The organism is Pseudomonas sp. CFBP13509, from assembly GCF_005233485.1.
Taxonomy (GTDB): Bacteria; Pseudomonadota; Gammaproteobacteria; order Pseudomonadales; family Pseudomonadaceae; genus Aquipseudomonas; species Aquipseudomonas marginalis.
In genome coordinates this window covers 22,508-48,483 of sequence record NZ_QGAA01000031.1, presented here as the reverse complement: position 1 = coordinate 48,483, position 25,976 = coordinate 22,508, and the positions used below count along the sequence as shown (strand labels likewise).

25 protein-coding genes and 1 pseudogene are annotated in these 25,976 nt (G+C 63.7%); 16 read left to right on the top strand and 10 right to left on the bottom strand.

Annotation, left to right across the window (positions count from 1 at the left end):
- The first annotated feature begins 82 nt into the window (after window positions 1-82).
- Window positions 83-2,056 carry a sigma-54 interaction domain-containing protein gene (locus PspCFBP13509_RS30160; RefSeq protein ID WP_137213105.1) on the top strand — a complete coding sequence of 658 codons (1,974 nt, stop codon included), beginning with the start codon at window positions 83-85 and terminating at the stop codon, window positions 2,054-2,056.
- A 341-nt stretch (window positions 2,057-2,397) separates the two neighbouring features.
- Here the strand turns inward: PspCFBP13509_RS30160 and PspCFBP13509_RS30155 are convergent, their stop codons facing one another.
- A complete protein-coding gene (locus tag PspCFBP13509_RS30155; protein WP_053128775.1) occupies window positions 2,398-2,694 on the bottom strand; it encodes a DUF6124 family protein in 297 nt (98 codons plus the stop codon).
- A gap of 401 nt (window positions 2,695-3,095) precedes the next feature.
- Complete coding sequence (locus tag PspCFBP13509_RS30150; protein ID WP_065947653.1) at window positions 3,096-4,145, bottom strand: LacI family DNA-binding transcriptional regulator; 1,050 nt, start codon at window positions 4,143-4,145, stop codon at window positions 3,096-3,098.
- Between the two features lie 162 nt (window positions 4,146-4,307).
- On the opposite strand from PspCFBP13509_RS30150, the gene PspCFBP13509_RS30145 reads away from it, so the two are divergent.
- The 5 genes from PspCFBP13509_RS30145 to PspCFBP13509_RS30125 are packed head-to-tail and all read left to right on the top strand — an operon-like array spanning window position 4,308 to window position 8,785.
- Window positions 4,308-5,402 carry a fatty acid desaturase family protein gene (locus PspCFBP13509_RS30145; protein WP_065926235.1) on the top strand — a complete coding sequence of 365 codons (1,095 nt, stop codon included), beginning with the start codon at window positions 4,308-4,310 and terminating at the stop codon, window positions 5,400-5,402.
- Between the two features lie 28 nt (window positions 5,403-5,430).
- A complete protein-coding gene (locus tag PspCFBP13509_RS30140; RefSeq protein WP_027607575.1) occupies window positions 5,431-5,751 on the top strand; it encodes a MocE family 2Fe-2S type ferredoxin in 321 nt (106 codons plus the stop codon).
- A gap of 2 nt (window positions 5,752-5,753) precedes the next feature.
- Window positions 5,754-6,953 (top strand): NAD(P)/FAD-dependent oxidoreductase, encoded by a 1,200-nt coding sequence (locus tag PspCFBP13509_RS30135; protein ID WP_137213104.1) that lies wholly within the window; start codon window positions 5,754-5,756, stop codon window positions 6,951-6,953.
- A 1-nt stretch (window position 6,954) separates the two neighbouring features.
- A complete protein-coding gene (locus PspCFBP13509_RS30130) occupies window positions 6,955-7,773 on the top strand; it encodes a sugar phosphate isomerase/epimerase family protein (protein WP_065926237.1) in 819 nt (272 codons plus the stop codon).
- 49 nt (window positions 7,774-7,822) lie between these two features.
- Complete coding sequence (locus PspCFBP13509_RS30125; RefSeq protein WP_065926238.1) at window positions 7,823-8,785, top strand: Dyp-type peroxidase; 963 nt, start codon at window positions 7,823-7,825, stop codon at window positions 8,783-8,785.
- A gap of 381 nt (window positions 8,786-9,166) precedes the next feature.
- Here the strand turns inward: PspCFBP13509_RS30125 and PspCFBP13509_RS30120 are convergent, their stop codons facing one another.
- Window positions 9,167-10,039, bottom strand: a complete 873-nt coding sequence (locus PspCFBP13509_RS30120; RefSeq protein ID WP_065926239.1) for an undecaprenyl-diphosphate phosphatase — start codon at window positions 10,037-10,039, stop codon at window positions 9,167-9,169.
- Between the two features lie 177 nt (window positions 10,040-10,216).
- Between PspCFBP13509_RS30120 and PspCFBP13509_RS30115 the strand changes: the two genes are divergently transcribed.
- Window positions 10,217-10,723 (top strand): GNAT family N-acetyltransferase, encoded by a 507-nt coding sequence (locus PspCFBP13509_RS30115; protein WP_137213103.1) that lies wholly within the window; start codon window positions 10,217-10,219, stop codon window positions 10,721-10,723.
- On the opposite strand, the gene PspCFBP13509_RS30110 is transcribed toward PspCFBP13509_RS30115, so the two are convergent.
- Entirely contained in the window at window positions 10,701-11,645 is a 945-nt protein-coding gene (locus PspCFBP13509_RS30110) for a GlxA family transcriptional regulator (protein ID WP_137213102.1), read from the bottom strand. The genes PspCFBP13509_RS30115 and PspCFBP13509_RS30110 overlap by 23 nt on opposite strands.
- A gap of 172 nt (window positions 11,646-11,817) precedes the next feature.
- Between PspCFBP13509_RS30110 and PspCFBP13509_RS30105 the strand changes: the two are divergent.
- From PspCFBP13509_RS30105 to PspCFBP13509_RS30095, 3 genes and pseudogenes are all read left to right on the top strand, one after another.
- Window positions 11,818-12,445, top strand: a pseudogene (locus PspCFBP13509_RS30105) (TetR/AcrR family transcriptional regulator).
- The gene (locus PspCFBP13509_RS30100; RefSeq protein ID WP_137213100.1) at window positions 12,442-13,119 is read left to right on the top strand and encodes a type 1 glutamine amidotransferase domain-containing protein; all 678 of its coding nucleotides are present in this window, start codon (window positions 12,442-12,444) and stop codon (window positions 13,117-13,119) included. Before PspCFBP13509_RS30105 ends, PspCFBP13509_RS30100 begins: the two are co-directional and overlap by 4 nt.
- Before the next feature lie 78 nt (window positions 13,120-13,197).
- Window positions 13,198-14,322 (top strand): alkene reductase, encoded by a 1,125-nt coding sequence (locus tag PspCFBP13509_RS30095; protein ID WP_137213099.1) that lies wholly within the window; start codon window positions 13,198-13,200, stop codon window positions 14,320-14,322.
- A gap of 259 nt (window positions 14,323-14,581) precedes the next feature.
- On the opposite strand, the gene PspCFBP13509_RS30090 is transcribed toward PspCFBP13509_RS30095, so the two are convergent.
- Together PspCFBP13509_RS30090 and PspCFBP13509_RS30085 are read right to left on the bottom strand one after the other, a co-directional pair.
- A complete protein-coding gene (locus PspCFBP13509_RS30090; protein WP_137213098.1) occupies window positions 14,582-15,580 on the bottom strand; it encodes an NAD(P)H-quinone oxidoreductase in 999 nt (332 codons plus the stop codon).
- Window positions 15,577-16,809, bottom strand: a complete 1,233-nt coding sequence (locus tag PspCFBP13509_RS30085) for a YbfB/YjiJ family MFS transporter (protein WP_137213097.1) — start codon at window positions 16,807-16,809, stop codon at window positions 15,577-15,579. Before PspCFBP13509_RS30085 ends, PspCFBP13509_RS30090 begins: the two co-directional genes overlap by 4 nt.
- Before the next feature lie 112 nt (window positions 16,810-16,921).
- Between PspCFBP13509_RS30085 and PspCFBP13509_RS30080 the strand changes: the two genes are divergently transcribed.
- Together PspCFBP13509_RS30080 and PspCFBP13509_RS30075 are read left to right on the top strand one after the other, a co-directional pair.
- Entirely contained in the window at window positions 16,922-17,797 is an 876-nt protein-coding gene (locus PspCFBP13509_RS30080; protein ID WP_137213096.1) for a LysR family transcriptional regulator, read from the top strand.
- Between the two features lie 79 nt (window positions 17,798-17,876).
- Window positions 17,877-18,263, top strand: coding sequence for a DoxX family protein (locus tag PspCFBP13509_RS30075; RefSeq protein WP_065926247.1), 387 nt, complete (start codon window positions 17,877-17,879; stop codon window positions 18,261-18,263).
- 143 nt (window positions 18,264-18,406) lie between these two features.
- On the opposite strand, the gene PspCFBP13509_RS30070 is transcribed toward PspCFBP13509_RS30075, so the two are convergent.
- The 3 genes from PspCFBP13509_RS30070 to PspCFBP13509_RS30060 form a co-directional block, all read right to left on the bottom strand.
- Entirely contained in the window at window positions 18,407-19,225 is an 819-nt protein-coding gene (locus PspCFBP13509_RS30070) for an alpha/beta fold hydrolase (protein ID WP_027607561.1), read from the bottom strand.
- 89 nt (window positions 19,226-19,314) lie between these two features.
- Entirely contained in the window at window positions 19,315-20,706 is a 1,392-nt protein-coding gene (locus PspCFBP13509_RS30065; RefSeq protein ID WP_065926248.1) for an alginate export family protein, read from the bottom strand.
- Window positions 20,703-21,599: a VOC family protein gene (locus PspCFBP13509_RS30060; protein WP_065926249.1), complete on the bottom strand. Its 897-nt coding sequence runs from the start codon at window positions 21,597-21,599 to the stop codon at window positions 20,703-20,705. The genes PspCFBP13509_RS30065 and PspCFBP13509_RS30060 overlap by 4 nt, the downstream gene beginning before the upstream one ends.
- Window positions 21,600-21,746: 147 nt before the next feature.
- Between PspCFBP13509_RS30060 and PspCFBP13509_RS30055 the strand changes: the two genes are divergently transcribed.
- Window positions 21,747-22,814, top strand: coding sequence for an NAD(P)-dependent alcohol dehydrogenase (locus PspCFBP13509_RS30055; protein ID WP_065926250.1), 1,068 nt, complete (start codon window positions 21,747-21,749; stop codon window positions 22,812-22,814).
- Window positions 22,815-23,191: 377 nt separating this feature from the next.
- Here the strand turns inward: PspCFBP13509_RS30055 and PspCFBP13509_RS30050 are convergent, their stop codons facing one another.
- The gene (locus tag PspCFBP13509_RS30050; RefSeq protein WP_074846122.1) at window positions 23,192-23,491 is read right to left on the bottom strand and encodes a hypothetical protein; all 300 of its coding nucleotides are present in this window, start codon (window positions 23,489-23,491) and stop codon (window positions 23,192-23,194) included.
- Between the two features lie 215 nt (window positions 23,492-23,706).
- Between PspCFBP13509_RS30050 and PspCFBP13509_RS30045 the strand changes: the two genes are divergently transcribed.
- From PspCFBP13509_RS30045 to PspCFBP13509_RS30035, 3 genes are read left to right on the top strand one after another with little or no spacing between them, the layout of a single operon-like run.
- Window positions 23,707-24,351, top strand: a complete 645-nt coding sequence (locus tag PspCFBP13509_RS30045) for a secretin and TonB N-terminal domain-containing protein (RefSeq protein WP_065926293.1) — start codon at window positions 23,707-23,709, stop codon at window positions 24,349-24,351.
- On the top strand, window positions 24,348-24,893 hold the full coding sequence (locus PspCFBP13509_RS30040; RefSeq protein ID WP_137213109.1) for an RNA polymerase sigma factor: 546 nt from the start codon (window positions 24,348-24,350) through the stop codon (window positions 24,891-24,893). Before PspCFBP13509_RS30045 ends, PspCFBP13509_RS30040 begins: the two co-directional genes overlap by 4 nt.
- Window positions 24,894-24,930: 37 nt before the next feature.
- Window positions 24,931-25,857, top strand: a complete 927-nt coding sequence (locus PspCFBP13509_RS30035) for a FecR family protein (RefSeq protein ID WP_137213095.1) — start codon at window positions 24,931-24,933, stop codon at window positions 25,855-25,857.
- The last annotated feature ends 119 nt before the right edge of the window (window positions 25,858-25,976 follow it).

Sequence of the window (25,976 nt, the reverse complement as noted above, 5' to 3'; positions counted from 1 at the left end):
TAAAATACAATAAACAGAAGGTGTTCATTCTGATGACATGCCTATACTGACATGTCAAAAATATGAACATGGATACCGCCCGATGAGCATGGCGTTCAGCGTACAAGACCTCGACTACCTGACGGCCCTGGGGCCTGCGGCGCTGAACGACGGCCCCGTGGCTGCGCTGGAACAGGCGTGGCGCGCGTGCCTGGCCGGGCAGGTGCAGCGCCCGGCCGAGGTGCGGCAGGTGATCTGGGATTCCTGGCGCCGCAGTGTCGAGGCGGGTATCGACCCGGATGACAGCCAGTACCGCTTTGTGGCGCCCCACGACCTTGCTGCCACCCTGGCCACCCACCGTGTCCTGATCGCCGCCGCTGCGCAGGTCATGCATGGCCTGCTGGCCTATAACCCGCGAGGGCATATCAACCTCACCGACGCCGAGGGCACCACCCTGTATTTCTGCGGGCTGGACATCACCCCCGTCGGCAGCCGCCTGCTCGAATCGGTCCAGGGCACCAACTGCACGGGCCTGGCCCTGGCCGAAGACCGCCTGGTGTACGTGCTGGCCGAGGAGAACTTCGGCAGCGGCCTGCGCCAACGCCGTATGCACTGCGCCGCCGCGCCGATCAGGAATGCCCAGGGCCAGACCCTGGCGATGCTGACCCTCACCGCCGAACCCGGCTGGTTTCACTTTCACACCCTCGGCACCGTGCAAGCGGCTGCCGAAGCGGTCTCCCGCCAGATGGACCTGCAAGCGCTGTTGGAAGAGCAGCAAACCGTGCTCGAAGTGCTTAACGAAGGCCTGGTGGTGCTCGATGAGCGCGGCTGCATCAAGGCGCTCAACCGTTATGCCCGGCAACTGTTCGGGGTGGGGCTGGAGCTGATCGGCAGCCCCTTCCAGCGCCTGGGCCGCAGTGAGCTGAGTGACGCCATGCTTCTACGCGGCGGCGAGCCGGTGCGTGACCTCGATTGCACGTTCCACCTGCACGACCGCAGCCAGCTCGCCTGCCTGGTCTCGGTGTGCCCGCTGGAGCAGGGCGGGGTGATCGTGTCCCTGCGCGAGAACCGCCGCATCCGTGAAATCACCCGGCGCATCATCAGCACCCAGGCGCGCTACACCTTCGACACCATCCAGGGCACGTCGCGGGCGATCCAGGACGCGCTGCACCTGGGACGCATCGCCAGTCGCAGTGAATCCACCACCCTGATCCTCGGCGAAAGCGGCACCGGCAAGGAGCTGTTCGCCCAGGCCATCCACAACGCCAGCGACCGCGCCAATGGCCCGTTCGTGGCGGTCAACTGCGGCGCGATCCCACGGGACCTGGTGCAGAGCGAGCTATTCGGGCACGTCGAAGGCGCGTTTACCGGCTCGGCCCGGGGCGGGTCGGCGGGCAAGTTTGAACTGGCGGATGGCGGCACCATCTTTCTGGATGAGATTGGCGATATGTCCTTCGACGCTCAGGTCAGCCTGCTGCGGGTGTTGCAGGAAGGCGAGATCACCCGCGTCGGCGCGAAAAGCTCACGGCCAGTGGACGTACGCATCATCGCCGCGACCCACCGCAACCTCAGCCAGGCGGTGGCCGAAGGCGCGTTCCGTGAAGACCTCTACTACCGCCTCAACGTCCTGAACCTGACCGTACCGCCGCTGCGCATGCGCCGTGAAGACATCCCGTTGCTGGCGCGGCACTTCCTCACGCGCTGTGTTCGTTCGCTGCGTAAAGCGGTGCAGGGCTTTGCCCCGGATGCGCTGGAATTGCTCTCGGCCTACGCCTGGCCAGGCAATGTGCGCGAGTTGGAAAACAGCATCGAACGCGCCACCAACCTGGCGACGGGCGAACTGATCCAGGCCGCCGATCTACCCCTGGAAACCAGACCGCGCGCCACGCTGCGCCACCACGAACCTCAGCCCGCCCAGGACCTGAGCAGCCACGAAATGCACGCCATCCTCGCCGCCCTCAAAAGCACCGGCGGCAACATCCGCCTGGCCGCCCGGCAACTGAACGTATCGCGGGGTGGGCTGTACAACAAGATGAGTCGGTTCGGGCTGAATGCCGCAGATTTTCGCGGCGCGTAAGGTTGAAATGCGGGAGGGGGGCTACACCCCGATAGCCATAGGTATCTACACAACGTTGGCTCAACGCTGAAAGCGCGGCGGATAGGGCTGTCGTGGTGAGCGGGCTTGTCCCGCGCTGGGCTGCGCAGCAGCCCCAAAACCAGCCTCTACAGAGTGTCTGATACACCGCGATCTTCTTGACTGGGGCTGCTACGCAGCCCAGCGCGGGACAAGCCCGCTCGCCACAGGGAGATTTGTCAGGGTCTGAAAAGTTGTGTAGATACCCTTGCCCCGATAGCGGAGTGTCAGTTGACATCTACTTAACTGACCCACCGCCATCGGGAGCAAGCCCCCCCACATGTCTAACCGCGTTTCAGGCAGTTGATGGAGCGATCCACAGTGGTTTTGGCAATTTCCAGCAAATGCCACACCGCCAAGATCTTCGCCCGCTCCGGGCTTTCCAGTTGCTCCCCACAATCCAACGCAGTCGCCGACGCACTGTCGAGCAAACTGGCGGTGTAGAGCAGGGCATCTTCAAAGCTCAGGTCTTCGTTGACGGAGTGAAAGCCTTGGGTGGGGAGATAGTGATCGATGGCGCGGTTGAACGCGGCGCGGTCTTTGGCGGGATCGTGGGGTGGATCGGGTAGGACTTTGTTCATGGTGTAATTCCAACTGGTAGGTAAGGAACCGAACCTTTCGCGACTAAACGTCGGGTGGCGGCTGTACGCAGGTTAGTCGACCGGCCAGTTGAACCCGGCGCACCCGAAGGTGCCCTGCGCACAGCCACCATGAACATGGCGACAGCTTGCGCAAACTGGTAACGGGCGACTAAACCCGATCACTGATGAGCAGTGACGGACCGCAGACTAGCCACCGATTCCAGCAGGCACAAGGCGGCCAGGATTGTCTAGGAAACGTCCTGCAATTAAAAGGGACCGGCCTTGCTGGCCCTTTACAAATCATGACAAAACGCCACCTGCCCACCAATGGAACGCGGTCAATGTGGGAGGGGCGGTGCGACGATTCGACTTGCCCCCTCCCACCTTTTGATCTCCATGTATCAGGCACATATGTTCTCCGAGGTCACAATCTGCGGCGCGATATGCACCCGATGCCGCCCCGGATCAAACCCCTCGGCACTCTGCAATTCCACCAGCAACTGCACCAGCGCGTTCGCCGTCTGCCTGGGCTGGGAATCCATCACCACATCGATCAACCCCTGGCTCAGCGCCTGGCGTGACAGCGCCGTGGACTCCTGCAAAATGCAGCACAACGCCGGGCGCTTGGGCAGTTGCGCGAGGGCGCTGATGATGCCGTCGCCGCCGCCGCCCACCACACACAAGCCGCGCAGGTCGGTGTGGCGGGTGAGCAGGTCGAGGGTGGCTTCTTCGGTGATGTCGCAGTTGTCCAGGTTGATCAGCGGCTCCAGCGGTTTGAGCCCCGGGGCGTGTTCGGCGAGGTAGCTGTGCAGGCCTTCGACCCGTGCCTGGTGACCGAGGAAGCGATGGCCGCCGAGCAGGATCCCCACGCTGCCTTTGCGTGCGCCGCAGGTGCGGGCGAGCAGCCAGCCCATGGTGCGCCCGACCACGTGGTTGTCCTGGCCCACATAGGGTTCAAGGGCTTGCTCATGAATATCCGAGAGCAGGGCCACCACCGGCACACCGGCCTCGCGGATCTGCGCCAGGCAGGCGTTGATCAGCGGGTGGGCGAAGCTGACCACCGCCAGGCCATCGCACTGCACGGCCAGTTGTTCGATCTGCGCGACGATGGCGCTGGGTGTGCGGTCGTTGATGTAGTCGAATTGGCAGGTCAGGTTGGCGGTGGCGTGATGCTGCGCCGCCTCGCTGATCGACTGCGCCAGGTGGGCATAGAACGCCTGGGCGGTGCCCAGCAGCAGGATGCCGAAGCGATAGGTGGGTCGGCGTTCGCGTATGCGTTGGCCGATCAGCCGCGCCGCAAAATAGCCCACCGCTTCGGCGGCCTGGAACACCTGCTCGGCCGTTTGCGGATTGACCGGCGCGCGCGCATTCAGCACGCGGTCGACGGTGGCCACGCTGAGGCCCGCATGGGCGGCGACGGTGGCGATGGTCGGGCGTTTATTGTTGTTCATGACAGCCCCCTTGAGCGTCTTGATAGAAAACTATCAAGCCCCGCTGGGCCTGGATGATAGCTTGATAGGGAATGGATTCAAGGCCTTGAGAGTGATTTAGCCGCGCTCTATCGTTGGTTTCGCAAAGCACCTGAAACCTCTCGCTTGCGGAGAACAATAACAATGCCTGAACACACCGCTCACACCGCTCGGCGCGACTACAGCCTCACCGGCCCCGAAGCCGCCCGCGCGGCGGAAAAAGGCCTGGTCTCGGCCAGTTGGTACCAATCGCCGATTTCCCGTAAACGCATGAAAGAACTGATGCAACGCCGCGACGGCCCGGCCTTGCTCGACACCGCTATGTGGGTGAGTGCACTGTTCGCCACCGGCTTCGGCGGTTACTGGTTCTGGGGCACGTGGGCCTGCGTACCGTTCTTCCTCGCCTATGGCGTGCTGTACGGCACCGCGTCCAACCCGCGCTGGCACGAAACCGGCCACGGCACCGCGTTCAAGACCCGCTGGATGAACGACGTGCTGTACCAGGTCGCAAGCTTCATGTGCATCTTCGAACCCCACGTGTGGCGCTGGAGCCATGCCCGGCACCACACCGACACCATCGTCGTCGGCCGCGACCCGGAGATCGTCGAGCCACGCCCGCCGAGCCTGCCGATGATGTTTCTCAGCCTGTTCAACCTGCCCCTGGCCTGGAAGACCTTCAGCGGCGTGGCGCGCCATGCCATCGGCCAGATGAGTGCCCAGGAGGCGGACTTCATTCCCGAATCCGAGTGGCCGAAGGTGTTCCGTGCTGCGCGTATCTGGGTCGGCATTTATGCGCTGGTGATCGGCACCGCGTTGTACCTGCACAGCTGGCTGCCGCTGATGCTGGTCGGGCTGCCCAGTATCTACGGCGCCTGGCTCGGCTACGTGTTCGGCCTCACCCAGCATGTGGGCCTGGCCGAAGATGTGCTTGACCACCGCAGCAACTGCCGCACCATCTACATGAACCGCGTGCTGCGTTTTATCTACATGGACATGAACTACCACCTCGAACACCACATGTACCCGATGGTGCCGTACCACGCATTGGCGCAATTGCACGAAGAGATCCGCAGCGACTGCCCGCCGCCGTACGCCAACCTGTTCGAGGCGTACAGGGAGATCATCCCGACGATCTGGAAGCAGCGCAGCGATCCGACTTACTTCGTCCAGCGTCCCATCCGCCCCAGTGCTGAACCGGCTGCCAGGGCCCCGATGCATGCAGAAGCCACTGCCGGCTGAATCCCACCCAAGAACAAGAGAAAACGCCATGAACGATCAATGGATCGACGTCTGCGCCGTGGGCGAAATAGACGCGGAAGACGTGCTGCGCTTCGACCACGGGGCGCACACCTACGCGGTATTCCGCTCGGCGGACAATGAGTTTTTCGCCACCGCCGGCCTGTGTACCCACGAGAAAATCCACCTCGCCGACGGCTTGGTGATGGACCATGTGATCGAGTGCCCCAAGCACAACGGGCGCTTCGATTACCGCTCGGGCAAGGCCCTGGGCGCGCCGGTGTGCGTCAACCTCAAGACCTACCCGGTACGGGTCGAAGCGGGGCGGGTTTTGCTCGCCGTCACGGCTTGATGATGGACGCCGCCCTGATCATCGTCGGCGCCGGCCATGCCGGTGGCCGCGCGGCACTGACCCTGCGTGAAGAAGGCTACAGCGGACGCCTGATCCTGATCGGCGACGAGCCGCACGTGCCCTACGAGCGGCCGCCCCTGTCCAAGGGCCTGTTGCAAGGCAACATGGACCTGGCCGGCTGCAGCCTGTGCGACAGCGCCCGGCTCGCCGAGTTGGGCATCGAACATATCGCCGGTAACCCGGTCAGCCAATTGGACCCGCCGCAACACCGCCTGCAATTGGCCGACGGCCAGTGGTTGAGCTACTCCGGGCTGTTGCTGGCCACTGGCGGCAGGGCGCGACGCTTGCCCCAGGCGCAGGCCAACGTGCTGTACCTGCGCACCCATGATGAAGCGCTGGCGCTGAAATCCGCGTTGCGGCCCGGCGCGCGGCTGGTGATTATCGGCGGCGGGTTTATCGGCCTGGAAGTCGCGGCGACCGCTCGTGGCCTGGGCTGTGAGGTGACGGTGCTCGAAGCCGGGCCGCGCTTGGCGGGCCGGGTGCTGGCGCCGGTCATCTCCGAAGCGCTGCTGCAGGTGCATCGGCAACAGGGTGTCGACGTACGCTTGAATGTGGCGTTGGAGTCGATCCATGCAGAGGCGGTGCAACTGGTGGACGGGCAGTTACTGCCCTGCGACCTGGTGGTGGTCGGCATCGGCATGCAACCGAATATCGAGCTGGCCGTGGCGGCGGGGCTGGAGGTGGGGCAGGGCATTCGCGTCGACGCGCACCTGCGCACCAGCGCGCCGGACATCTACGCGGCAGGTGACGTGTGCGAGTTTCGCCTCGGCGGTGAGTACCAGCGCCAGGAAACCTGGCGCAATGCCGAGGCCCAAGGGCGGCATGCGGCGCTGAACATGCTCGGGCGTGATGAGCCGTTCGAAGCGCTGCCCGGCTTCTGGTCCGACCAGTACGACTGGGGCTTGCAGACCGTGGGCGTGATCACGCCGCTGACCGTCAGCCGTGCCTTGCCGGGCGCGGGCCTGTTGCTGTTCTACCTCGACGCCGAGCAACGTTTGCAAGGCGCCTGCGGCTGGGGCCCCGGCAACAGCGTGGCCAAGGACATCAAGCTGTGCGAACGCCTGATCAGCGCGCGCATCGCCCTGAACGCGGCCAGCCTGGCCGACCCCGACGTGTCCCTCAAACACCTGCTGCGAGGCTGATATGCGCCAATTCCTGGTATTCCAATCCCTCTGGGCGATGCACACCGAGCCCGGCCCCATGGAGGCCCAACTCGACCGCATCAAGGCCGCCGGTTTCGACGGCATTACCGATCACTACTGGCACGCCGCCGATGTTGCGCGCCTGCACGCCGCCGCCACGGCGCGGGGCCTGCAGATCGAAGGCCAGTTGTTCCCGCAAAGCGTCGACGACCTGGCGGCGGCACTGGACGTGATCAGCCGCCACGGCTGCCACCACCTCACCCTGCAAGCCGATGTGCGCCCGCGCACCCAAACCGAGGCCGCCCGTTTGATCGAAGGCTGGCAACGCCTGGCCGAGCAGGTGGACTTTCCGGTGCTGCTGGAAACCCACCGCTATCGCCTGACCAACGACCTGCTGTTCACCCTCGACCTGCTGGCGCAGATGCCCGATTTGAAGCTGCTGGCCGACCTGTCTCACTACGTGGTCGGCCGCGAGTTGCCCGAGCCCGGCGCCGCCGAAGACGACGAGCAGATCCGCACGATCCTGCGCCACAGCTGGGGCTTTCATGGCCGTGTGGCCAGCAGCGAACAGGTGCAGGTGTCGCTGGCGTTCCCCCAGCACCAGGCCTGGGTGCAGCGCTTTACCCAGTGGTGGCGCTACGGGATCGAGGACTGGCTGGCCCGCCCCGAGACCCCGCACAGCCTGTCCTTCACCTGCGAACTGGGCCCGCCGCCCTATGCCATCACCGGCGCCGATGGGCGTGAAATCAGTGACCGCTGGGCCGAGGCGTTGCAGCTCAAGGCCTTGATTCGCGACGTGTGGCAGGCGTGTCGGAAATGATCTGCTAACCTGCGCGGGTTCACTCCCGCCCTTAGCCTGGATTTGCCCCATGCCGACTTCCTCCGTTCAGCCGCCTCTTGAACCGCAGTCCGTCTGCCACCCGATCACCAGCAGCGCGATCTTTATGGTCGCCACCATCGCCCCCGGCAGTGAAGACAGCGTGCGCGCCTGGTGCGCAGACATCGCCGGGCTGGTGCGTTCGGTGGGCAAGCGCGTGCCGGCGGGCAACCTCACCTGCGTCTGCGGCTTTGGCTCGCAGGCCTGGGACCGTTTGTTCGGCGCACCGCGCCCGGCGGCGTTGCACCCGTTTCGGGAGTTCGGTGTAGAAGGGCGCATGGCGGTGTCGACGCCCGGCGACATCCTCCTGCATATCCGCGCCGAGCAGATGGACCTGTGCTTTGAACTTGCTACCCAACTGATGACAGCGTTGGGCGATAGCGTGAAGGTGGTGGATGAAGTCCAGGGTTTCCGCTACTTCGACATGCGCAGCATCATTGGCTTTGTCGACGGCACCGAGAACCCGGTGGGGCGCAAGGCCGTGGGTTTCACTATCGTTGGCGACGAAGATCCCGGATTCGAAGGCGGCAGCTACGTGCTGGTGCAGAAATACCTGCACAACATGACCGCCTGGAACGGCCTGACGGTGGAAGCCCAGGAGAAGGTGATCGGGCGTACCAAACTGTCGGATATCGAGTTAGGCGAAGACGCCAAGCCGAGCAATGCCCATAGCGCCCTGACCGTGATCACCGACGAGAACGGCGAAGAAGTGAAAATCCTGCGCGACAACATGCCCTTCGGCCGCCCAGGGGCCGGGGAGTTCGGCACCTACTTCATCGGCTACGCACGCTCGCCGCAGCCGCTGGAGCAGATGCTGGAAAACATGTTCGTCGGCCGCCCGGCAGGCAACTACGACCGCTTGCTCGACTTCAGCACGGCGGTCACCGGCGGGTTGTTTTTCGTGCCATCGGCCGACCTGCTCGAAGCACTGGCGGAGCGTACGGGCGGGCTGTAAAGCAAAGCAGTTCAAATGGGGGGGCGTACACCAACCCGACCATGCTCAGGAGCAACCACAGACGGTGGTGCGGCCTGAGGTATAAGGCCGCCTGGCACGGTCAAAACTGTGGGAGGGGGCTTGCTCCCGATAGCATTGGGTCCGTTAAAGTTGCATCAACTGACACGCCCTCATCGGGGCATAGGTATCTACACAACTTCCAGTGAATACGGAATCTGTGGCAATTAGGCTTCTGTGGTGAGCGGGCGGTGCGACGATTCGACAAGCCCGCTCACCACAGAGTTATGTGTCAGCCTTTAAGAGTTGTGTAGATACCCATGCTCATCGGGGGCAAGCCCCCTCCCACATGAGATTGATGCCGGGTTGAGACGGGGTGTTATATCAACCCAGCAGCCCGGTACTGACGGCCACAATCAGGAACACCCCCAGCAGCGCGCGATAGATCACAAACGGCCAGGTGGAGAACCGTTCGAGGAACTTCATCAGGCCCCAGATCGCGAAGAACGCCGAGACGCTGGCCACCACCAGCCCGAACAGCAAATGCGGCCAGGCATGGGCGGGCATATCGGCATGCACCAGCACCCACAACTCCTTCAAGCCGGCGAGGGCGATGGCGGGCAGGCCCAGCAGGAAGGAAAAGCGCGCGGCTTCTTCGCGTTTGAAGTTGAGGAACAGGGCCGCGGTGAGGGTCGAGCCGGAACGCGATACGCCGGGAATCAACGCGCCGATCTGCGCGACCCCGACAATCAGCGCATCGCGCAGGCGCATCTGGCTGACCTCGCGGGTATGCCGGGCACGCAGCTCGGCCGCCGCCAGCAGCACCGCCATTACCACGCAGGAAATACCGATCACCCGCAGCCCGCGCAACGGCGAATTGCAGGCGTTCAGGGTCGACGACAAGGCCAGCCCGGCAATTCCGATCGGAATGGTCGCCAACACAATCGCCACGGCCAGCTTGAACCATGGATCGTTGTAGTCGCCCCGGCGCACCGCGTCGATGCTGCCCGTGGTCACTTGGCGCACATCGCGCCAGAAGTAACTGACCACCGCCGCCAGTGCCGCCAGCTGCATGGCTGCCGAAAACGCCGAACCGGGGTCTTGCCAGCCGAGCAGGGCGGGCACTACACGCATATGGGCGGTGGAGGAGACCGGCAACAATTCGGTAATGCCCTGGATCACGCCCAGGATAAAGATCTGCAGGTAATCCAGGGAGGCGAAGCCCACATCCAGGCCGGCAGTACAGACGTTGGTCAAAGTGCGTGTCCTTGAAAAAGTGGCGAGCCGGCGGAGTTTATTCGAAATGTTTCAGCGCTTCGGCAGGGCTCGTCGCTATTTGCAATCGGTTCAGCAAGTAGAAAGGTTCGCGGCACTATTGGACTGCACCGAGGTTTTGTGAACAATGGCGCCCTGCGTTTTTTGACCGAGAGCCCCATGCCTGAAACCACCGTGGAATTGATCCAGACCGGCCCCGAAGAAGCCGAGCTGATCCGCAATCTCTACCAGTACTACGCCTATGAATCGTCGGACTGGGAGCAGGAAGATGTCGAGGCGGACGGCCGTTTCTACATCCATGACGAACACCTGACGCGCTACTGGCAAGACCCGCAGTGGAGCGCCAACCTGTTGCTGGTGGACGGCTATATCGCCGGCTTTCTGCTGATCGAAGTCAGCGAGTTGCCGGGCATCGACGCCCTGGAACTGGCCGACCTGTTTATCCTCAAGCGCTATCGCCGCAAAGGCATCGGCCGCGCCATCGCCACTCAGGTGCTGTGCAGTGGCGAGGCGGATTGGCTGGTGCGGTTTTATGACCAGGACGAAGTGTCCCAGGCGTTCTGGCGTACGGTGCTGGATAACCTGCCGCGCCCGGTGCAGGCCCTTGAGCTGGCGGATGATCCGCAGTTGATGAGTTACCTGGTTACGCGGGCGGTGTTGCATTAAAGGTGTGCTGCATCGCCTGGGGCGGTTGCCCGAACGCCCTTAGAAACGCCTGGCGCATGCGCTCGCGATCACCGAAGCCGGTTTCGCGGGCCACCACTTCCACCGGATGACGGCTGGTTTCCATCATTGCCCGTGCGGCTTCAACCCGCAGGGATTCGATGGCCTTGGCCGGCGTCTGCCCGGTTTCTTCGCGAAATACCCGGCTGAACTGGCGCGGGCTCAGCCGGGCCACCTCGGCCAGGGCGTCCACCGACAGGTCGTGGGTGAGGTTTTCGCGGGCGTAGGCCAGGGCCAGTTGCACACGGTCGGACTTGGGGTCCAGCTCCAACAGTGCAGACAACTGCGATTGCTCGCTGCCCCGGCGCTGGGCGATCACCAGCTTGCGCGCAATGCGCCGGGCGAGGTCGCTGCCCAGGTCGTTCTCCACCATGGCCAGCGCCATGTCCACCCCGGCACTCATGCCGGCGCCGGTCCATACCTGGCCGTCGACGATAAACAGCTTGTCTTCTTCCAGGCGGATGTCCGGATAGCGCTTGCGAAAGGCCGGCGCGTGGATCCAGTGGGTGGTGGTGCGCTTGCCGTCGAGCAAGCCGGCCTCGGCCAGCACGAAGATGCCCATGCACAGCGAGGCGACACGCCGCGATTGAGCCGAGGCGGCCTTGACCAGTTCCAGCAGGTTGGCCTCGGGCAGGCGAAACTCCAGGTAACCGCTGACGATCAGCGTGTCATAGCCTTGGGGCCGCAGGGGCGAGGTGTTCACCGAGAAGCCCTGGGACGTCATCACCGCGCCGCCGCTTTCCGACACCAGGTGAAACTCATAGACGGGCTCACCGCGCAGCAGGTTCGCGCACTCGAACACCGAGCCCAGGCTGAGGCTCAGGGATTGGAAGTTCGGGTAAACCATCAGCGCAACGCTGTGCATCGCATGTCTCCAGGGGCGTGGGAGGGTGGATTGTCGGCGGCTGCCGGGAAAACGGCAACCGACTTCGGGTCATGTCCGGAATCCTTGCGCATATGACATTGTGAGGGGTTGGCGCGGCCCCTAACATTCCCTCAACGAACTAGACGACTGGTCTAATCGGACGGAGTGAAGCATGAGCAGCGAAACTAAAAGTGCACGGCAGACCATTCTCGACACGGCGCAGTTGATTGTTGGCCGTAAAGGATTCTCTGCGGTGGGCTTGAACGAAATACTTCAAGCCGCCCAGGTGCCTAAAGGTTCGTTCTATCACTACTTCAACTCCAAGGATGGCTTCGGTGTCGTGTTGCTCGACACCTACTTCGACAACTACGTGCATGGCATGCAGCAACTGTTCGACCAACCCGGTTTATCCCAGCACGCCAAGTTGATGCGTTATTGGCAGGCCTGGATCGATAACCAGACCGGCTGCACCGATGCGGGCAAATGCCTTGCCGTCAAACTGGGTGCGGAGGTGTCAGACCTTTCAGAGCCCATGCGGTTGGCGCTGCTGCGTGGCACCTCGCGCACCATCGATTTACTGGCTATCGCCATACAGCGCGGCGTCGACGACGGTTCCCTCAGCGTCGATCAAGCCCCCGAAAGCCTGGCCCGGCGCCTGTACGCGTTGTGGCTGGGGACCAGCGTCATGAGCAAGATCACCCGTACATCCGCGCCGTTTGATGAGGCGTTGCTGCTGACCCGACAGCTGTTGGGTCACCCTGAACACACAGACATTCACTGATCGAGGCACTGGAAAATGAAAGTATTAATGGTACTGACCTCTCACGACCAGCTTGGAGACACCGGCCGCAAGACCGGCTTCTGGCTCGAAGAGTTTGCTGCACCCTATTACGTGTTCAAGGATGCCGGCGCCGAACTGGTACTGGCTTCCCCGGCCGGTGGCCAGCCGCCGCTGGACCCGGTGAGTGACGCGCCCGATGCGCAAACCGAGCAGACTCGCCGCTTTGCCGCCGATCCTGCCGCGCAACAGGCCCTGGCCAACACGGTCAAGCTGGACACGGTCAACGCCGCCGACTTCGACACCGTGTTCTACCCAGGTGGCCACGGCCCGCTGTGGGACCTGGCAGAGTCACCGGTGTCCATCGCCCTGATCGAGTCCTTCGAGCGTGCCGGCAAGCCCATCGGCTTTGTCTGCCACGCACCGGGCGCCTTGCGCCACGTCAAGGCGGTCAATGGCGAGCCGCTGGTCAAGGGCCGTCGCGTCACCGGCTTCTCCAACTCGGAAGAAGCGGCGGTGGGCCTGACCGAGGTGGTGCCGCTCCTGATTGAAGATGATTTCAAGGCACTGGGCGGCAACTATCAGAAGGGCGCCGACTGGCAATCCTTCGTGCTCGAAGATGGTTTGCTGATCACTGGACAGAACCCTGCCAGTTCCAGTGACGTGGCCAAGGCGCTGCTCAAACTCACCGCGTAAGTTAATTAACCCTTCCATTCATTGGCGACTTGCAACAGTCGCCAATGCGTTTGCTCGTCTCGAATTTGGAATACCCCAATGACTAACAGCATCTTAAGTACCCCGGTCAAACTGGGTCATCACACCTTGAACAACCGTATCGTGCTGCCACCGTTGACACGCCAGCGCAGCGCCCAGCCCGGCGATATCGCCACCGACCTGATGGCCGAGTATTACCGCCAGCGCGCTACGGCCGGTTTCATGGTCAGCGAAGGTACGCAGATCGAACCCCGTGGCCAGGGTTATGCCTGGACGCCGGGCATCTACACCCCGGCGCAGATCGACGGCTGGCGCAAGGTCACCGACGCGGTGCATGCCGAAGGCGGGGTGATCTTTGCCCAGCTGTGGCATGTGGGCCGTGTGTCCCATAACGCCTTGCAGCCTGACGGCGCCGCACCGGTGGCACCGTCGGCGATTCAAGCCCAGCAAGCCAAGGCCTTTATCGAGACCGGGCCTGGCACGGGTGAATTGAAGCAACCGCCGGTGCCTCGCGCCTTGAGCGTGCTCGAGATTGAAGAATTGGTCGGGCACTACGCCCAGGCCGCACGCAATGCCCTGGACGCCGGGTTTGACGGCGTGGAAATTCATTCGGCCAACGGTTACCTGGTCAACCAGTTCATCTCGGCCCATTCCAACCAGCGCGACGATGAGTACGGTGGTTCGCTGCACAATCGCCTGCGCTTTTTGCGCGAGATCGTCGAAGCCGTCAGCAAGGTGGTCGGGCCGGAGCGCCTGGGCGTGCGGTTTTCGCCGTTGTTCAGCGGCACCGACCAGGACCGTGTGTACATCGGCCTGGTGGAAGAAGACCCGCATCACACCTACATCGAAGCGATCAAGGTGCTGGAACAGTCGGGCATCGCCTACGTGTCCATCGCCGAAGCGGACTGGGACAACGCCCCCGTGCTGCCCGACAGCTTCCGTGAAGCCGTGCGCAGCACCTTCAGCGGTCGCATTATCTACGCCGGTCGCTACACCGCTGAACGCGGCGCGAAACTGGTGGACGCCGGTCTGGCGGATTTGATTGCGTTCGGACGGCCGTTCATTGCCAACCCGGACCTGCCGCAACGGCTATTCAAGGGCTGGCCGTTGAACCCGCTGCGGGAGGAGGGGATGTATGGTGGGGGTGAGGTTGGCTACATCGACTACCCCACCTATTCCGGGTAAGAACGCGGTCAATGTGGGAGGGGGCTTGCCCTGATGCCAGCCATTTAAGAAGGAACACTATAACTGTGGTGAGCGGGCTTTTTGTGGTGAGCGGGCTTGCCCCGCGCTGGGCCGCGAAGCGGCCCCAATAAGAGCGCTGCAGTGTGTCAGGCAGCTCCGGGGCTGTGTTTGGGGCTGCTGCGCAGCCCAGCGCGGGGCAAGCCCGCTCACTACAGGTTGCTGCTTGCGCCTCACACATTTGCTTTGTGTTGCCTGCTGGTTACTCCACCCGCAACACAATCTTGCCGATATGGTCCCCACCTTCCATCCGCGCATGGGCCTGGGCGGCGTCGGTGTATGCGTACACCTTGTCGATGATCGGCAGGCAACGCCCGGCCTCCAATACCGGCCAGATGTACTCGCGCAACTGTTCGGCAATCGCGGCTTTTTCAGCCTTGCTGCGCGCACGCAACAGCGAGCCGGTAATCACCGCGCGCTTGCCGAGGATGCTCAACAGGTCGACGTCGTTGGCCTTGGCGCCGCCGAGGAAACCCAGCATCACCAGGTGGCCGTCCATGGCCAGGGCCTTGAGGTTGTTGTTCAGATACGAGCCGCCCATGATGTCGAGGATCACATCCACACCCTGGCCGTTGGTCTGTTGCGCGATGACCTCGGCAAAATCCTGCTCGCGATAATTGATCGGCTCCCCGCCCAGCTGGGCAATGGCCGCGCATTTGTCGGCGCTGCCGGCGGTGGCGAAGGCCTGGATGCCGAATTCGCGGCACAGCATCAGCGCGGTCGTACCGATGCCGCTGGTGCCGCCGTGGATCAGCACGCGCTGGCCGGTGTGGGCATCGCCGAGGCCGAACAGGTTGGCCCACACGGTGAAGAAGGTTTCCGGCACGGCGGCGGCTTGAATCCAGTCCATGCCTTCAGGAATCGGCAGCGCCTGGCTGGCGGGCACCGTGCAGAACTGCGCATAGCCGCCGCCATTGGTCAGGGCACAGACCTTATCGCCCACGGCGAATTCGGTCACGCCGTCGCCCAGCGCGGCCACTTCGCCTGCCACTTCCAGGCCAGGCAGCGGGTTCATGCCGGGTTTCATCGGGTACTTGCCGGCGCGTTGCAGGGCGTCGGGGCGATTGACACCGGCCGCATGCACGCGAATCAGGATCTCGCCGGGGCCCGCCACCGGTACATCTGCCCGGCGTGGTTGCAGCACCTCGGGGCCACCGGGGGTGGTGATTTCGATCAGGGTCATTTCTTTGGGAAGCGTCATTTCAGATTACCTGCAGCGATGAGCGTATGGGTTGGGACCGCGTCGGACGGCCGACGGTTCAGCAGGCGCATGCCCGGTTCCAGGGCCAGGACGACCACTATCGCCCCCGCGGCGATCATGAACAACAGCGCATGCTGGCCTCCGCTGACGTTGAACAGGGCGGAATAGGCAAACCCCGAGAGTGCCTGGAAAGTAGCAAAGGACACCGTGGCACGGCTCCACGCGACCTGCTGCTGATGATGGTTGGGGAGCAGTTCGTGCACCCGCGCCAGCGCCAACGGCACGATGCCCGGCGGGAAAGAACCGAGGATCACCGCGAGCACCGCCAGGCCAGTCAACGAGCCGGCAAACGGCAACGCACCGACGGCAATCGCCTGCACCACCAGCACCACGCGGATGCTCAAGCGCGCCCCCAGTTTATCTGCGAGGAACCCGTAAGTGACCGGCCCGACAATCGACCCCAGGCCGTACATCACCCAGATCATCGCGCCGATATGCGCCCCGGCCCCCAGGCCACGGGCCACGTAATCCACCAGGAACACCATCGCCGGTACCAGCCCCGCGGCCATAAAGGCGTATTGGGCGAACAGCAGGTACACGCCGGAAGGCGTTGCTACGGCCGCGCCGGATGGCGGCGCGTCTTCATGCAGCGTGCCCGCAGGCCAGGCGAACCAGCTGGCGGCGGTCAGCACCAGGGCCAACAGGCCGAGGCCGAGCCAGGTCTGCTGCAAACCCAGGCTCAGCAGCGGCGGCACAAGGGTGCCGGAGCCGGCGATGCCCAGGCCGATGCCGAGGAAGATCGCCCCACTGGCCAGACCCCGGCGTGCGGCCGGTACATGGGGCAACACGGTCGCCGCCACCAGCACCATGATTGCGCCACCGGCAATCCCCGACAGCAGGCGCCAAGCGAAGAACCACACCACCGACAGCGGGAAGCCACAGGCGAAGAACGCCAGGGTCACCGCAACCATCATGAGGCGCAGCGCGGTCCTGTTCGAGGTGCGCTGGGCGATGGGCCGCCCGATCAGCGCGCCGATCAGGTAACCCACCAGGTTGGCGGCACCGAGGTACACCACGTCATTGGCGCTGAACCAGTGGGCCTGGATCAGCGACGGAATCAATGGCGTATAGGCAAAACGTGCCAGGCCGATGCTGACCAGGCTGGCGCACAGGCCTGCGAAGATCGGCAGCCACACGGAGCGGCGGGGTGGGGCGTGAGTGTCGAGCATGATGGCGGTCCTGGGTATTTTTCTCTGGTGCCCAGCATATCCAGGTTTTTGGATGCAATAATGCAGCGAATACACGTCGCTGTGATGCAGATATGCAGCATAAGGAGGCAGCATGAATTGGGATGATGCACGGGTATTCCTGGCGGTCTGCCGCGAGTCGACGTTGCGCGGGGCCGCACGGGTATTGGGGGTCGACCAGGCCACAGTCGGGCGGCGGGTCAACGCCCTGGAAAAGTCCCTGGGTGCCACGCTGTTCCTGCGCACCTCCGAAGGCTACGCCCTGACCGCCGTCGGCGAGGCCGCCCTGTATTCGGTGGAAAAAATGGAACGCTCGGCCCTGGAGCTGGAGCGCCAGATCCAGGGCCTGGATGACCGCCTGACCGGCACCGTACGGGTCAGCACCACCGACTCCCTGGCCATCGACTTCCTGATCCCGGCGATTGCGCGCCTGCACGTCCAGCACCCGGATGTGCGCGTGCAGCTCGACGCGTCTACCCAGTTCCTGAGCCTGGCCAAACGCGAGACCGACATCGCCGTGCGCAACACCCGCCCGGACAGCCCCGACCTGATCGCCCGGCGTCTCGCGCGCTGGCCGGTGGGGTTGTTTGCGTCCCAGGCCTATATCGATCGCCAGGGTACGCCGGAGCCGGACAGCCTGTTTGAAGGGCATGATCTTGTGGTCTATCAACCGTACCTGCAAACCCAGAAGGACATGACCCTGGTCTCGGAACCCCTGGGCCGTGGGCGCATCGTCGCCGCCCTGAGTTCCAGCCTGTTGGTGCGCCGCTCTATCGCCGCCGGGATCGGCATCGGCGAAATCCCGATCCTCACCGGCGAGCGCGACGGGCTGGTACGCCTGTGGCCGGAGCGCGCGCGGCCGTTGCCTTACGACGTCTGGCTGGTGACCCACGCCGACCTGCGCCACACCGCACGGGTGCGGGCGGTGATCGATGAAATCGTCGCGGGGTTTGCCGGAACGGGGGATTAGTCAGCACAGGCTTGCAAGCATGCGTACCGCGCCGTGGACACAATCGACGTCGATAACCTGTCAACCCACCGGAGCGCATATGAACGAATCAAGACACCAGGACCTGGGGCTGTTGTTTCTGCGAGGCAGCGGGGCGCTGTTCCTGCTGTGGGTGCATGGCCTGCCCAAGTTGCTCAACTACAGCGAGCAGTTGAAGCAGATCGAAGACCCGTTTCACCTAGGCGCCCATGTCACCTTGCTGCTGGCGATTTTCGCCGAAGTGCTGTGCCCGCTGCTGATCATCGCCGGGGTGCTGGTGCGCCTGGCGTGCCTGCCGATTCTGGCGGTGCTGGTGATTGCTATGGTGGTGGTGCATCCGGAGTGGACGCTGCTGGAAGGGCAATTCGGCTGGCTGCTGTTGATCATGTTCACCAGCATCCTGATTGCCGGACCAGGGCGCCTGGCACTGGAAAAAAAGGCCGGGTAAACCAACTCCTGTAGGAGCGAGCTTGCTCGCGAAGAACTCGATAGCGACGCGTCAAATCTGATTTACTGCGTCATCGTTGACGATCTTCGCGAGCAAGCTCGCTCCTACAGGGGAGTGGCGTGCCGGCCAAAGGAGCGGGTGTTTCAGCGATTCAGGAACGCCAGCAGGTCTTCGTTCAGGGCCTGAGCGTGGGTCACGGCAAAACCGTGGGGCGCATCCTTGTACACCTTCAGCTCGGCGCCCTTGATCATCTCGGCTGCAACCTTGCCGGTGGTCTCGAACGGCACGATCTGGTCGCCGTCACCGTGGATCACCAGGGTCGGCACGTCGATCCTGGCCATGTCCGGGCGGAAGTCGGTCTCGGAAAAGGCGGTGACGCAATCCACGGTCGACTTGAGGGACGCCAGCATGGCGATCTGGAGGGTCTGGGTCAGCGTACCTTCGGAAACGACCTGGCCCTTGTTGATGCCGAAGAACGGCGTGTTGAAGTCAGCGATGAACTGCGCACGGTCTTTCAGCAACCCGGCCTTGATGCCGTCGAACACTTCGGTCGGCACGCCCTGGGGGTAATCGGGCTTCTGGCCGAAGATCGGCGTCACTGCGCCCAACAGCACCAGGCCGGCCACGCGTGCACTGCCGTGGCGTGCGATGTAGCGGGCCACGTCGCCGCCGCCCATGGAGAAGCCCACCAGGGTCACGTCCTTGAGGTCCAGGTGTTCGATCAGCTGCGCGATGTCGTCGGCGAAGGTGTCGTAGTCGTTGCCGGTCCACGGCTGGTCCGAGCGGCCAAAGCCACGGCGGTCGAACGCGATGGTGCGAAAGCCACGGCTGCTGAGGTATTCCATCTGGTATTCCCACATGTCGGCATCCAGCGGCCAGCCGTGGCTGAACAGCACGGGCTTACCGCTGCCCCAATCCTTGAAGTAGATCTGGGTACCGTCTTTGGCAACGAATGTGCTCATGGAAAACTCCTTGATTGAGGGACTGAAAAACCAGCCTCACTATTGCCCGAAACCGGGCCGGGGGCTTGTACGGGTGTGCTTGCCTGGGGTCACCAACTGAACTTGAGCTCGACCCCCAGGTAATTGCTGTCATCGCCGCCGGCATCGCGCAAGGTGCGGCCCACGGCGTAGTGCACCGCTTCAACCGCGCCGGTGAGGTTCGGCGTAAACACATAGTCGGTACGCAGCTGACCATAGGCACCGGTCCAGCGTTCACCCTGGCCTGCGGTTCCGGCGACGGGCAGGTTCGGCTGGGTGTACACCGCGTCGCTGGTGGTCTGGCGCCACAGCAGGCCGACGGCGGTCTGCACGCTGAGCTTGTCGATGGGCTTGACGGTGATCGACGGTTTGACGTGAATCAGGTTGCTGTAGCCCGTATAGCCGGCCAGGGAAAAATAGTAGCCGTTGGGGAACAGCGGGTTGAACGTGCCGACGGTGCCGTCACCGGTCTTGCGGTCGCCCGAGGCAATGTCCAGTTGCAGGCCGATGCGCGGCTTCCACGCCAGGCTCTCGAAGGTGTACCCCGTGCGGCTGCCCCCGGCCCAGGCGCGAATATCCTTGCTGCCCACCGAGCCGCTTTGCAGCATGGCTTCGATGTCCCAGTCGAACCCCAGGGCCGCACCGCCCAGGCGTGCGTCGAACAGGTGGCGGGTTTCATCGCCGTCCGCGTCGAGGTAATGCGCGGCACTGCGTTCGTACACGCCGTAGTAGGCCGACAGCTCATTCTTGCCGCCCACCAGCCGCTCGACCCGCAGCATGTGGAAGCGCGCGTCACGGTTGGATGTGTCGTCGAAGTGCCGCTCGTCCTGATACTGCACCGGCTGGCTGGCGATCCCGATAAAGCGCCAGTTGGACGTTTCCCAATCGGCCCACAGCGCATCGAAGGATTGCCGCACATTCGGGCCATCCCGCGATGAGATGAAACGCTGCAAGTCGAAGGCGAAGTCCTGGCGCCCGACACGGGCCTTGAGCGTGCCGCTGCCGAAGGCATTGACGTATTCGGCAAAGGCCAGGCGCAGATCGACGCGGTTCTGGTCGGCGCCGCCGACCGTGGTCTTGTCGTAGGCGCGTACGTCTTCCAGTTGGGTGAAGAGCCGCCAGTATTCGTTCAAGTGCAGGTCGGCGTGCACCTGGAAGCGCTGGATCAGGTAGCGATCTCGCTTCACGTCCTTCACCCCAAAACCACTGGCATCGTTCATCTCGAAGCGCTCACGCAGTGTCGCCCCCAATGACAAATAGGTGAACGGGTTGGCGCTGGACAGCGGGATGTACTTCAAGCTGTCCAGCGGTTGCGTGCGTAACGCCGGGTCACGCAGCACCGACCAGTCCTCCTGCCAGCGATTGGTCTTGATGGCCGGTCGTGTCGGTTGCTCGTCGGCGTGGGCGCTGCCGAGCAGCAGCGGCCACAGCACGGCCAGGCCCCAGCCTGTGCGGCGAATCATTTTGCGGCGTGGAGCTGGTGAATTTCCGCGACGTAGCCGCCGGGGAATTCCACCACGGCGCTGCGCCGGCCCTTGCTGTCAAAGGCCGGCACCAAGACCTTGGCGCCGGAACCGGTGGCCTTGCCCAGCGTGGCCGTCAGGTCAGGCACTTGATAACCGGTGGTCTCGTGGCCGAAGGGGTAGGGCAGGTGGCCGTTGGTGACCAGCACCGCCATGCGCCCGAATGGCGACTCGATATCGACGCGACGGTAAGTGCCAGTGGCCTGACCCACATCGACGCCAGGCGCGTGTTTGTCATCGGCCAGGACCTTGCCGTGGGAGAAACCCAGAAACGCTTTGATAAAGGCGTCAGCGCGATCGGTGGACAGGTACACGCGGTTTTCCGGCACGGTCTGGAACGCCGCGTAGTCCGGGGTCTTGGTGTGCCAGTAGAGCTGCATGTTCACGCCACCCGGCCATTGCACCACGGCGTCACGCCCGATCGGGTCCGGGAAGTCGCTGACGATAACGGCGGCGCCGTTTTCCCGCGCGGCGTTGAGCGCCGCGTCCATGTCCTTGACCAGGTAGCCGTTGCGTTCCTGGCCGAAGGGGTGCGGGATGGGTGTGGTGAAACCGAACAGCGACACCGTGCCCGCCGGCGTCTGCAGCAGTTGCGAGGTGGTGCTGCTCGGCACCGGCAGCACGTTCACCACCACCTGGGGCGTGCTCTTGCCGCCAAAGGTGGCGAGGAAACTCTGGGCGAAACGCTCCACATCCGCCGGGGCCACATACACGTGGCTGGTGTCGTATTGCGGCGCCACGGCCACGCTCGGGGTTGCCGCGAAGGCATTGCCCATCATTGCGCTCGCCAGCAGCGTCAATGCCACAGATACCTTGATTGCTTTGCTGCCCATGCCCACTCTCCAGCACTTCTACGGGATTGAAAGCCGTGAGGTTAGGGGCAGGGACGCGATGGAAATTGTACAAACGTGCTCGGTTGAACGGTTCAGCGTCTATGCTGGTCCACTGACCTCTACCGTCAGATCACACAGGTGAACGAAATGGCCAAGACCTACAGCTACGCCGCCCGGAACGCCACGGATGCCCTCAAGCCCTTTACCTTCGAGCGCCGCGCGCCGGGGGCGGACGACGTACAGATCGACATCCTCTACTGCGGCGTGTGCCACTCCGATTTGCACACCGCGCGTAACGAGTGGAACAACACCCTGTACCCGTCGGTACCCGGCCACGAAATCGTCGGCCGCGTGACGGCGGTGGGGGGCAATGTGAGCAAATTCAAGGTCGGCGACCTCGCCGGTGTCGGCTGCATGGTCGACAGCTGCCAGCACTGCGCTTCCTGTGCCGAAGGCGAGGAGCAATACTGCGAGAGCGGTTTTACCGGCACCTACAACGGCCCGGTGTTCGGCGGTGAAAATACCTTTGGCGGCTATTCGGACAGCATCGTGGTCAAGGAGAAGTTCGTGCTGCGCATCTCCCACGACGATTCCAACCTGGCCGCCGTCGCGCCCTTGCTGTGTGCGGGCATCACCACCTATTCGCCGCTGCACCACTGGAAGGTCGGGCCCGGCAAGAAGGTCGGTGTGGTGGGCCTGGGCGGCCTGGGGCACATGGCGGTGAAGATCGCCCATGCCATGGGCGCCCATGTCACGCTGTTCACCACCTCGCCCAACAAGCGCGAAGACGGCCTGCGCCTGGGCGCCGACCAGGTGGTGGTATCGAAGAACCCGGACGAAATGGCCAAGGTCGCCAACAGCCTGGACTTCATCCTCAACACCGTCGCCGCGCCGCATAACCTCGATGCGTTCCTCAACCTGCTCAAGCGCGACGGCACCATGACCCTGGTCGGCGCCCCGGACAGCCCGCACCCGTCGCCAACCGTATTCAACCTGATCTTCAAGCGCCGCAGCCTGGCCGGCTCGCTGATCGGCGGGATCCAGGAGACCCAGGACATGCTCGACTTCTGCGCCAGGCACGGGATTGTCTCGGACGTGGAGATGATCGACATCCAGGGCATCAACGAGGCGTATGAGCGCATGCTCAAGGGCGATGTGAAGTACCGGTTCGTGATCGATATGGACAGCTTGAAAAAGGAAAGCCATGCGGCTTGAAAACTGCTCCGGGAAACACTGGGGGCAATGTAGGAGGGGGGCTTGCCCTGATGCCAGTCAGTTAAGGAGGAACACTGTAACTGTGGTGGTGGTGGTGGTGGTGGTGGTGGTGGTGGTGGTGGTGGTGGTGGTGAGCGGGCTTGCCCCGCGCTGGGCTGCGAAGCAGCCCCAAAACCAGCCTCTACAGAGTGTCTGATACACCGCGTTCTTCTTTCCTGGGGCTGCTTCGCAGCCCAGCGCGGGCGGTGCGACGATTCGACAAGCCCGCTCACCACAACAGCTCTATCTGCCGGGGGGACAGCGTTTAGTCAAAGTTGTGTAGATACCTATGCCCCTCCCACATGGGTGCCGTGTTGCTCAAACAGTTATCGAACAACTCAAGGCCGCTGTGGTTTCACCGAGGTGCCGAAGGTATTGCCCATGCGCACGCTGGTCGCCGCCGGGGTGGCCAGGCCGACCTTGTTCGGCTGGCGTTTTTCCACGGCAATGCCTTGCGCCTCGCGGTTTTTCTTCGCGGCTTTGGCCGCATTCGTGTCGTTGCCCATCTGCTGGCTCAGGCAGCCATAGTCGGGCGCCTTGTAGCCATCCACCGAGACTTCGGCGCAGTTGCCGGCGTGGGCGTGCAAGGGCAGGGCCGCGCACAGCAACAGGCTGGCGAGGAGCGGTAAGCGTTTCATCAAGGCCTCCTGGCGGGCCCGAGGGGGGGGCCGGTTGGTGTACAAGTCTAGTGCAGCGGGCCTCTCGTCACCGTGATGTTTTTTTTGCTATCACCGTAACATCAGGTTCATAAATTGGCCTCAGGATGACGGTTTTCTAGGGCGCGTCGGCCGTGCAGCGATGCAGAGCAGGGGGTGAACAGGGGGGCTGGAGGCGCGCCGTATGCGCCCTGCTCTTGCTGTTGCTGCTGGCCGGTGGTCGCGTCGCGCAGGCGGAGTCATCGCTGCTGCTGTTGAACCTGCCGGCGCAGGACCTGGAACATGCACTGCAAGCGTACAGCCGCGCCACCGGAATGGCGGTGCTGGTCGACCGCGAACTGACGCGGGGCCGGCGTTCCATCAGTGTGCGCGGGCGTTTTACGGCGCAGGAGGCTCTGGCGATGTTGCTGACGGGGAGTGGCCTGATGGCGCGTTATGCACGCGATGATGCGTTCACCTTGCAGTTGCCCGCGGTCAGCCAGCCGCCTGCCACCCGTGGTGCGGCGGCACGCAACGCCGCACGGATCAACAACAGCTACGCCACGGCCTTGCAGCAGGCCATCGAGGCCAGCCTGTGCCGCTCGCCGCTGACCCGGCCCGGCAGTTTCCGCGCGCTGGTACAGGTGTGGGTCAACCCCCAAGGGCTGATCGAACACAGTCGGTTGGTCAGCTCCACCGGCGACGAACAACGCGATGAAGCACTGGTACGCAACCTGGGCACCACGCGGGTCGAACGACCGGCACCGAGCTCGCTGCGTCAACCGGTGACTTTACTTTTGATGCCCGACACCACAGGAATGCGCATGGAATGCACAGCAGCAAACGGAGCCTGGGGCGGATGAAAAATACCGGGCACAGTACGATGGTCGGCTTGTTCCTGGCCTCCTACGACGACTTCAAGGTGCGTTTGCGCAAGCGCCTGGGCTCGGAGGACCTGGCCAACGATGTGCTGCACGAAACCTACCTGCGGGTCGACCGCATGGAAGTGCCGCCCAACCTGGCGCAACCCAATGCCTACCTGTACCGCATGGCCTTGAACATCGCCGCCGACCGCCGCCAGGCCGACGCGCGCCTGCTCACCGGCAGCGAGCTGGAAGAACTGCTGCAAAGCGCCGACGAAGCCCAGGACCCGTCACGGGTGGTGGGCGGCCAGAAAGAAATCCAGTCCCTGGTCAAGGCGCTCTACGAACTGCCGGCCCGCCGCCGCAAGATCCTTATCGCCGCCCGCCTGGAAGAAGCCCCGCACCTGGAAATCTCCCAGCGTTTCGGCATTTCCACGCGCATGGTCGAGAAGGAAATCAAGGCCGCCCTGGGCCACTGCGCCAAGCGCCTGGAAAGAAAAGTGATCCAGCGGTTCGGTCCCGGGGCCGGAAAACCGTCTTAGAGTCGAGTCCCTGATAAAACCGTGAGTATTTGCGCGCTTGAACATTTTTAGCCTCTGTGCCCCCCGGCACTCCGCCGCCAGCCCCCTGCACGATGAAGCCCGCGACTGGCTGGTCCTGCTGACCTCGGGCCGCGCCACCGTGGCCGATGCCAAGGCGCTCAAGGCCTGGTGTGCGCAAAGCCCCGAGCATGCCCAGGCGTTCGAGCAGGCCAAGGCGATGTGGCAGCAACTGGCCCCGGCCCTTGAGCAAGTCTCGCAACCGCGCAGCTTTGGCCGCCGTGCATTCCTGGGCGGCGCGATTGCCGCATCGGCCGCCATGCTCATGGTGCAGGTCGGCTCCCCCGGTGGTTTTGCCGGCCTCACCGCGGACTATCGCACCGAAGTCGGCGAACAGCGCCAAGTGCTGTTAAGCGACGGCGTCAGCCTGGAACTCAACACCCAGACGCGCGTCAGCCGCGTGGGCCAGGGGCTTGAATTGCTCGAAGGCGAAGTCGAGGTGATCGCCCATTCCGCACAACCGCTCAAGGTGCTGGCGGGCGAAGGCTGGGTGAGCGCGGCGCAGGCACGTTTCAATCTGCGCAACACCGACCGCACGGTGTGCGTGACCTGTATCGAGGGCTGGCTGTCGGTGGCCGTGGCCGGGCGCAGCGTGCGGCTGGAGAGCGGCCGGCAACTGACCTACGGCGTGGCCGGCCTGGGCGAACCGGTGGTGGTGGACACCCAGGCGGTCGTGGCCTGGCGCGAACAGGTGCTGGTCTTCAACAACGCCACCCTGGCCACGGTGGTGGACGAAATCAACCGCTACCGCCCGGGGATGCTGGTGCTGCTCAACAAGCAACTTGGCCAACGGCGCGTACAGGCACGGTTCAGCCTGCAGCAGTTGGCAGGGGTGGCGTTGTTGATTCGGGATGCGTATGGGGCCAAGTGTACGGAGTTGCCGGGTGGGGTGGTGTTGTTGAGTTGAGGCCTGCCGCTCGTCGGGTAACTCCGATTTTTACGCTGTAAAAGAGCCGCGATCACCCGTTGTTCTACGCCTGTCGCTTTCAGGTATGCCTGTGTGCTCATGGGCTGAGCGACCGGTCT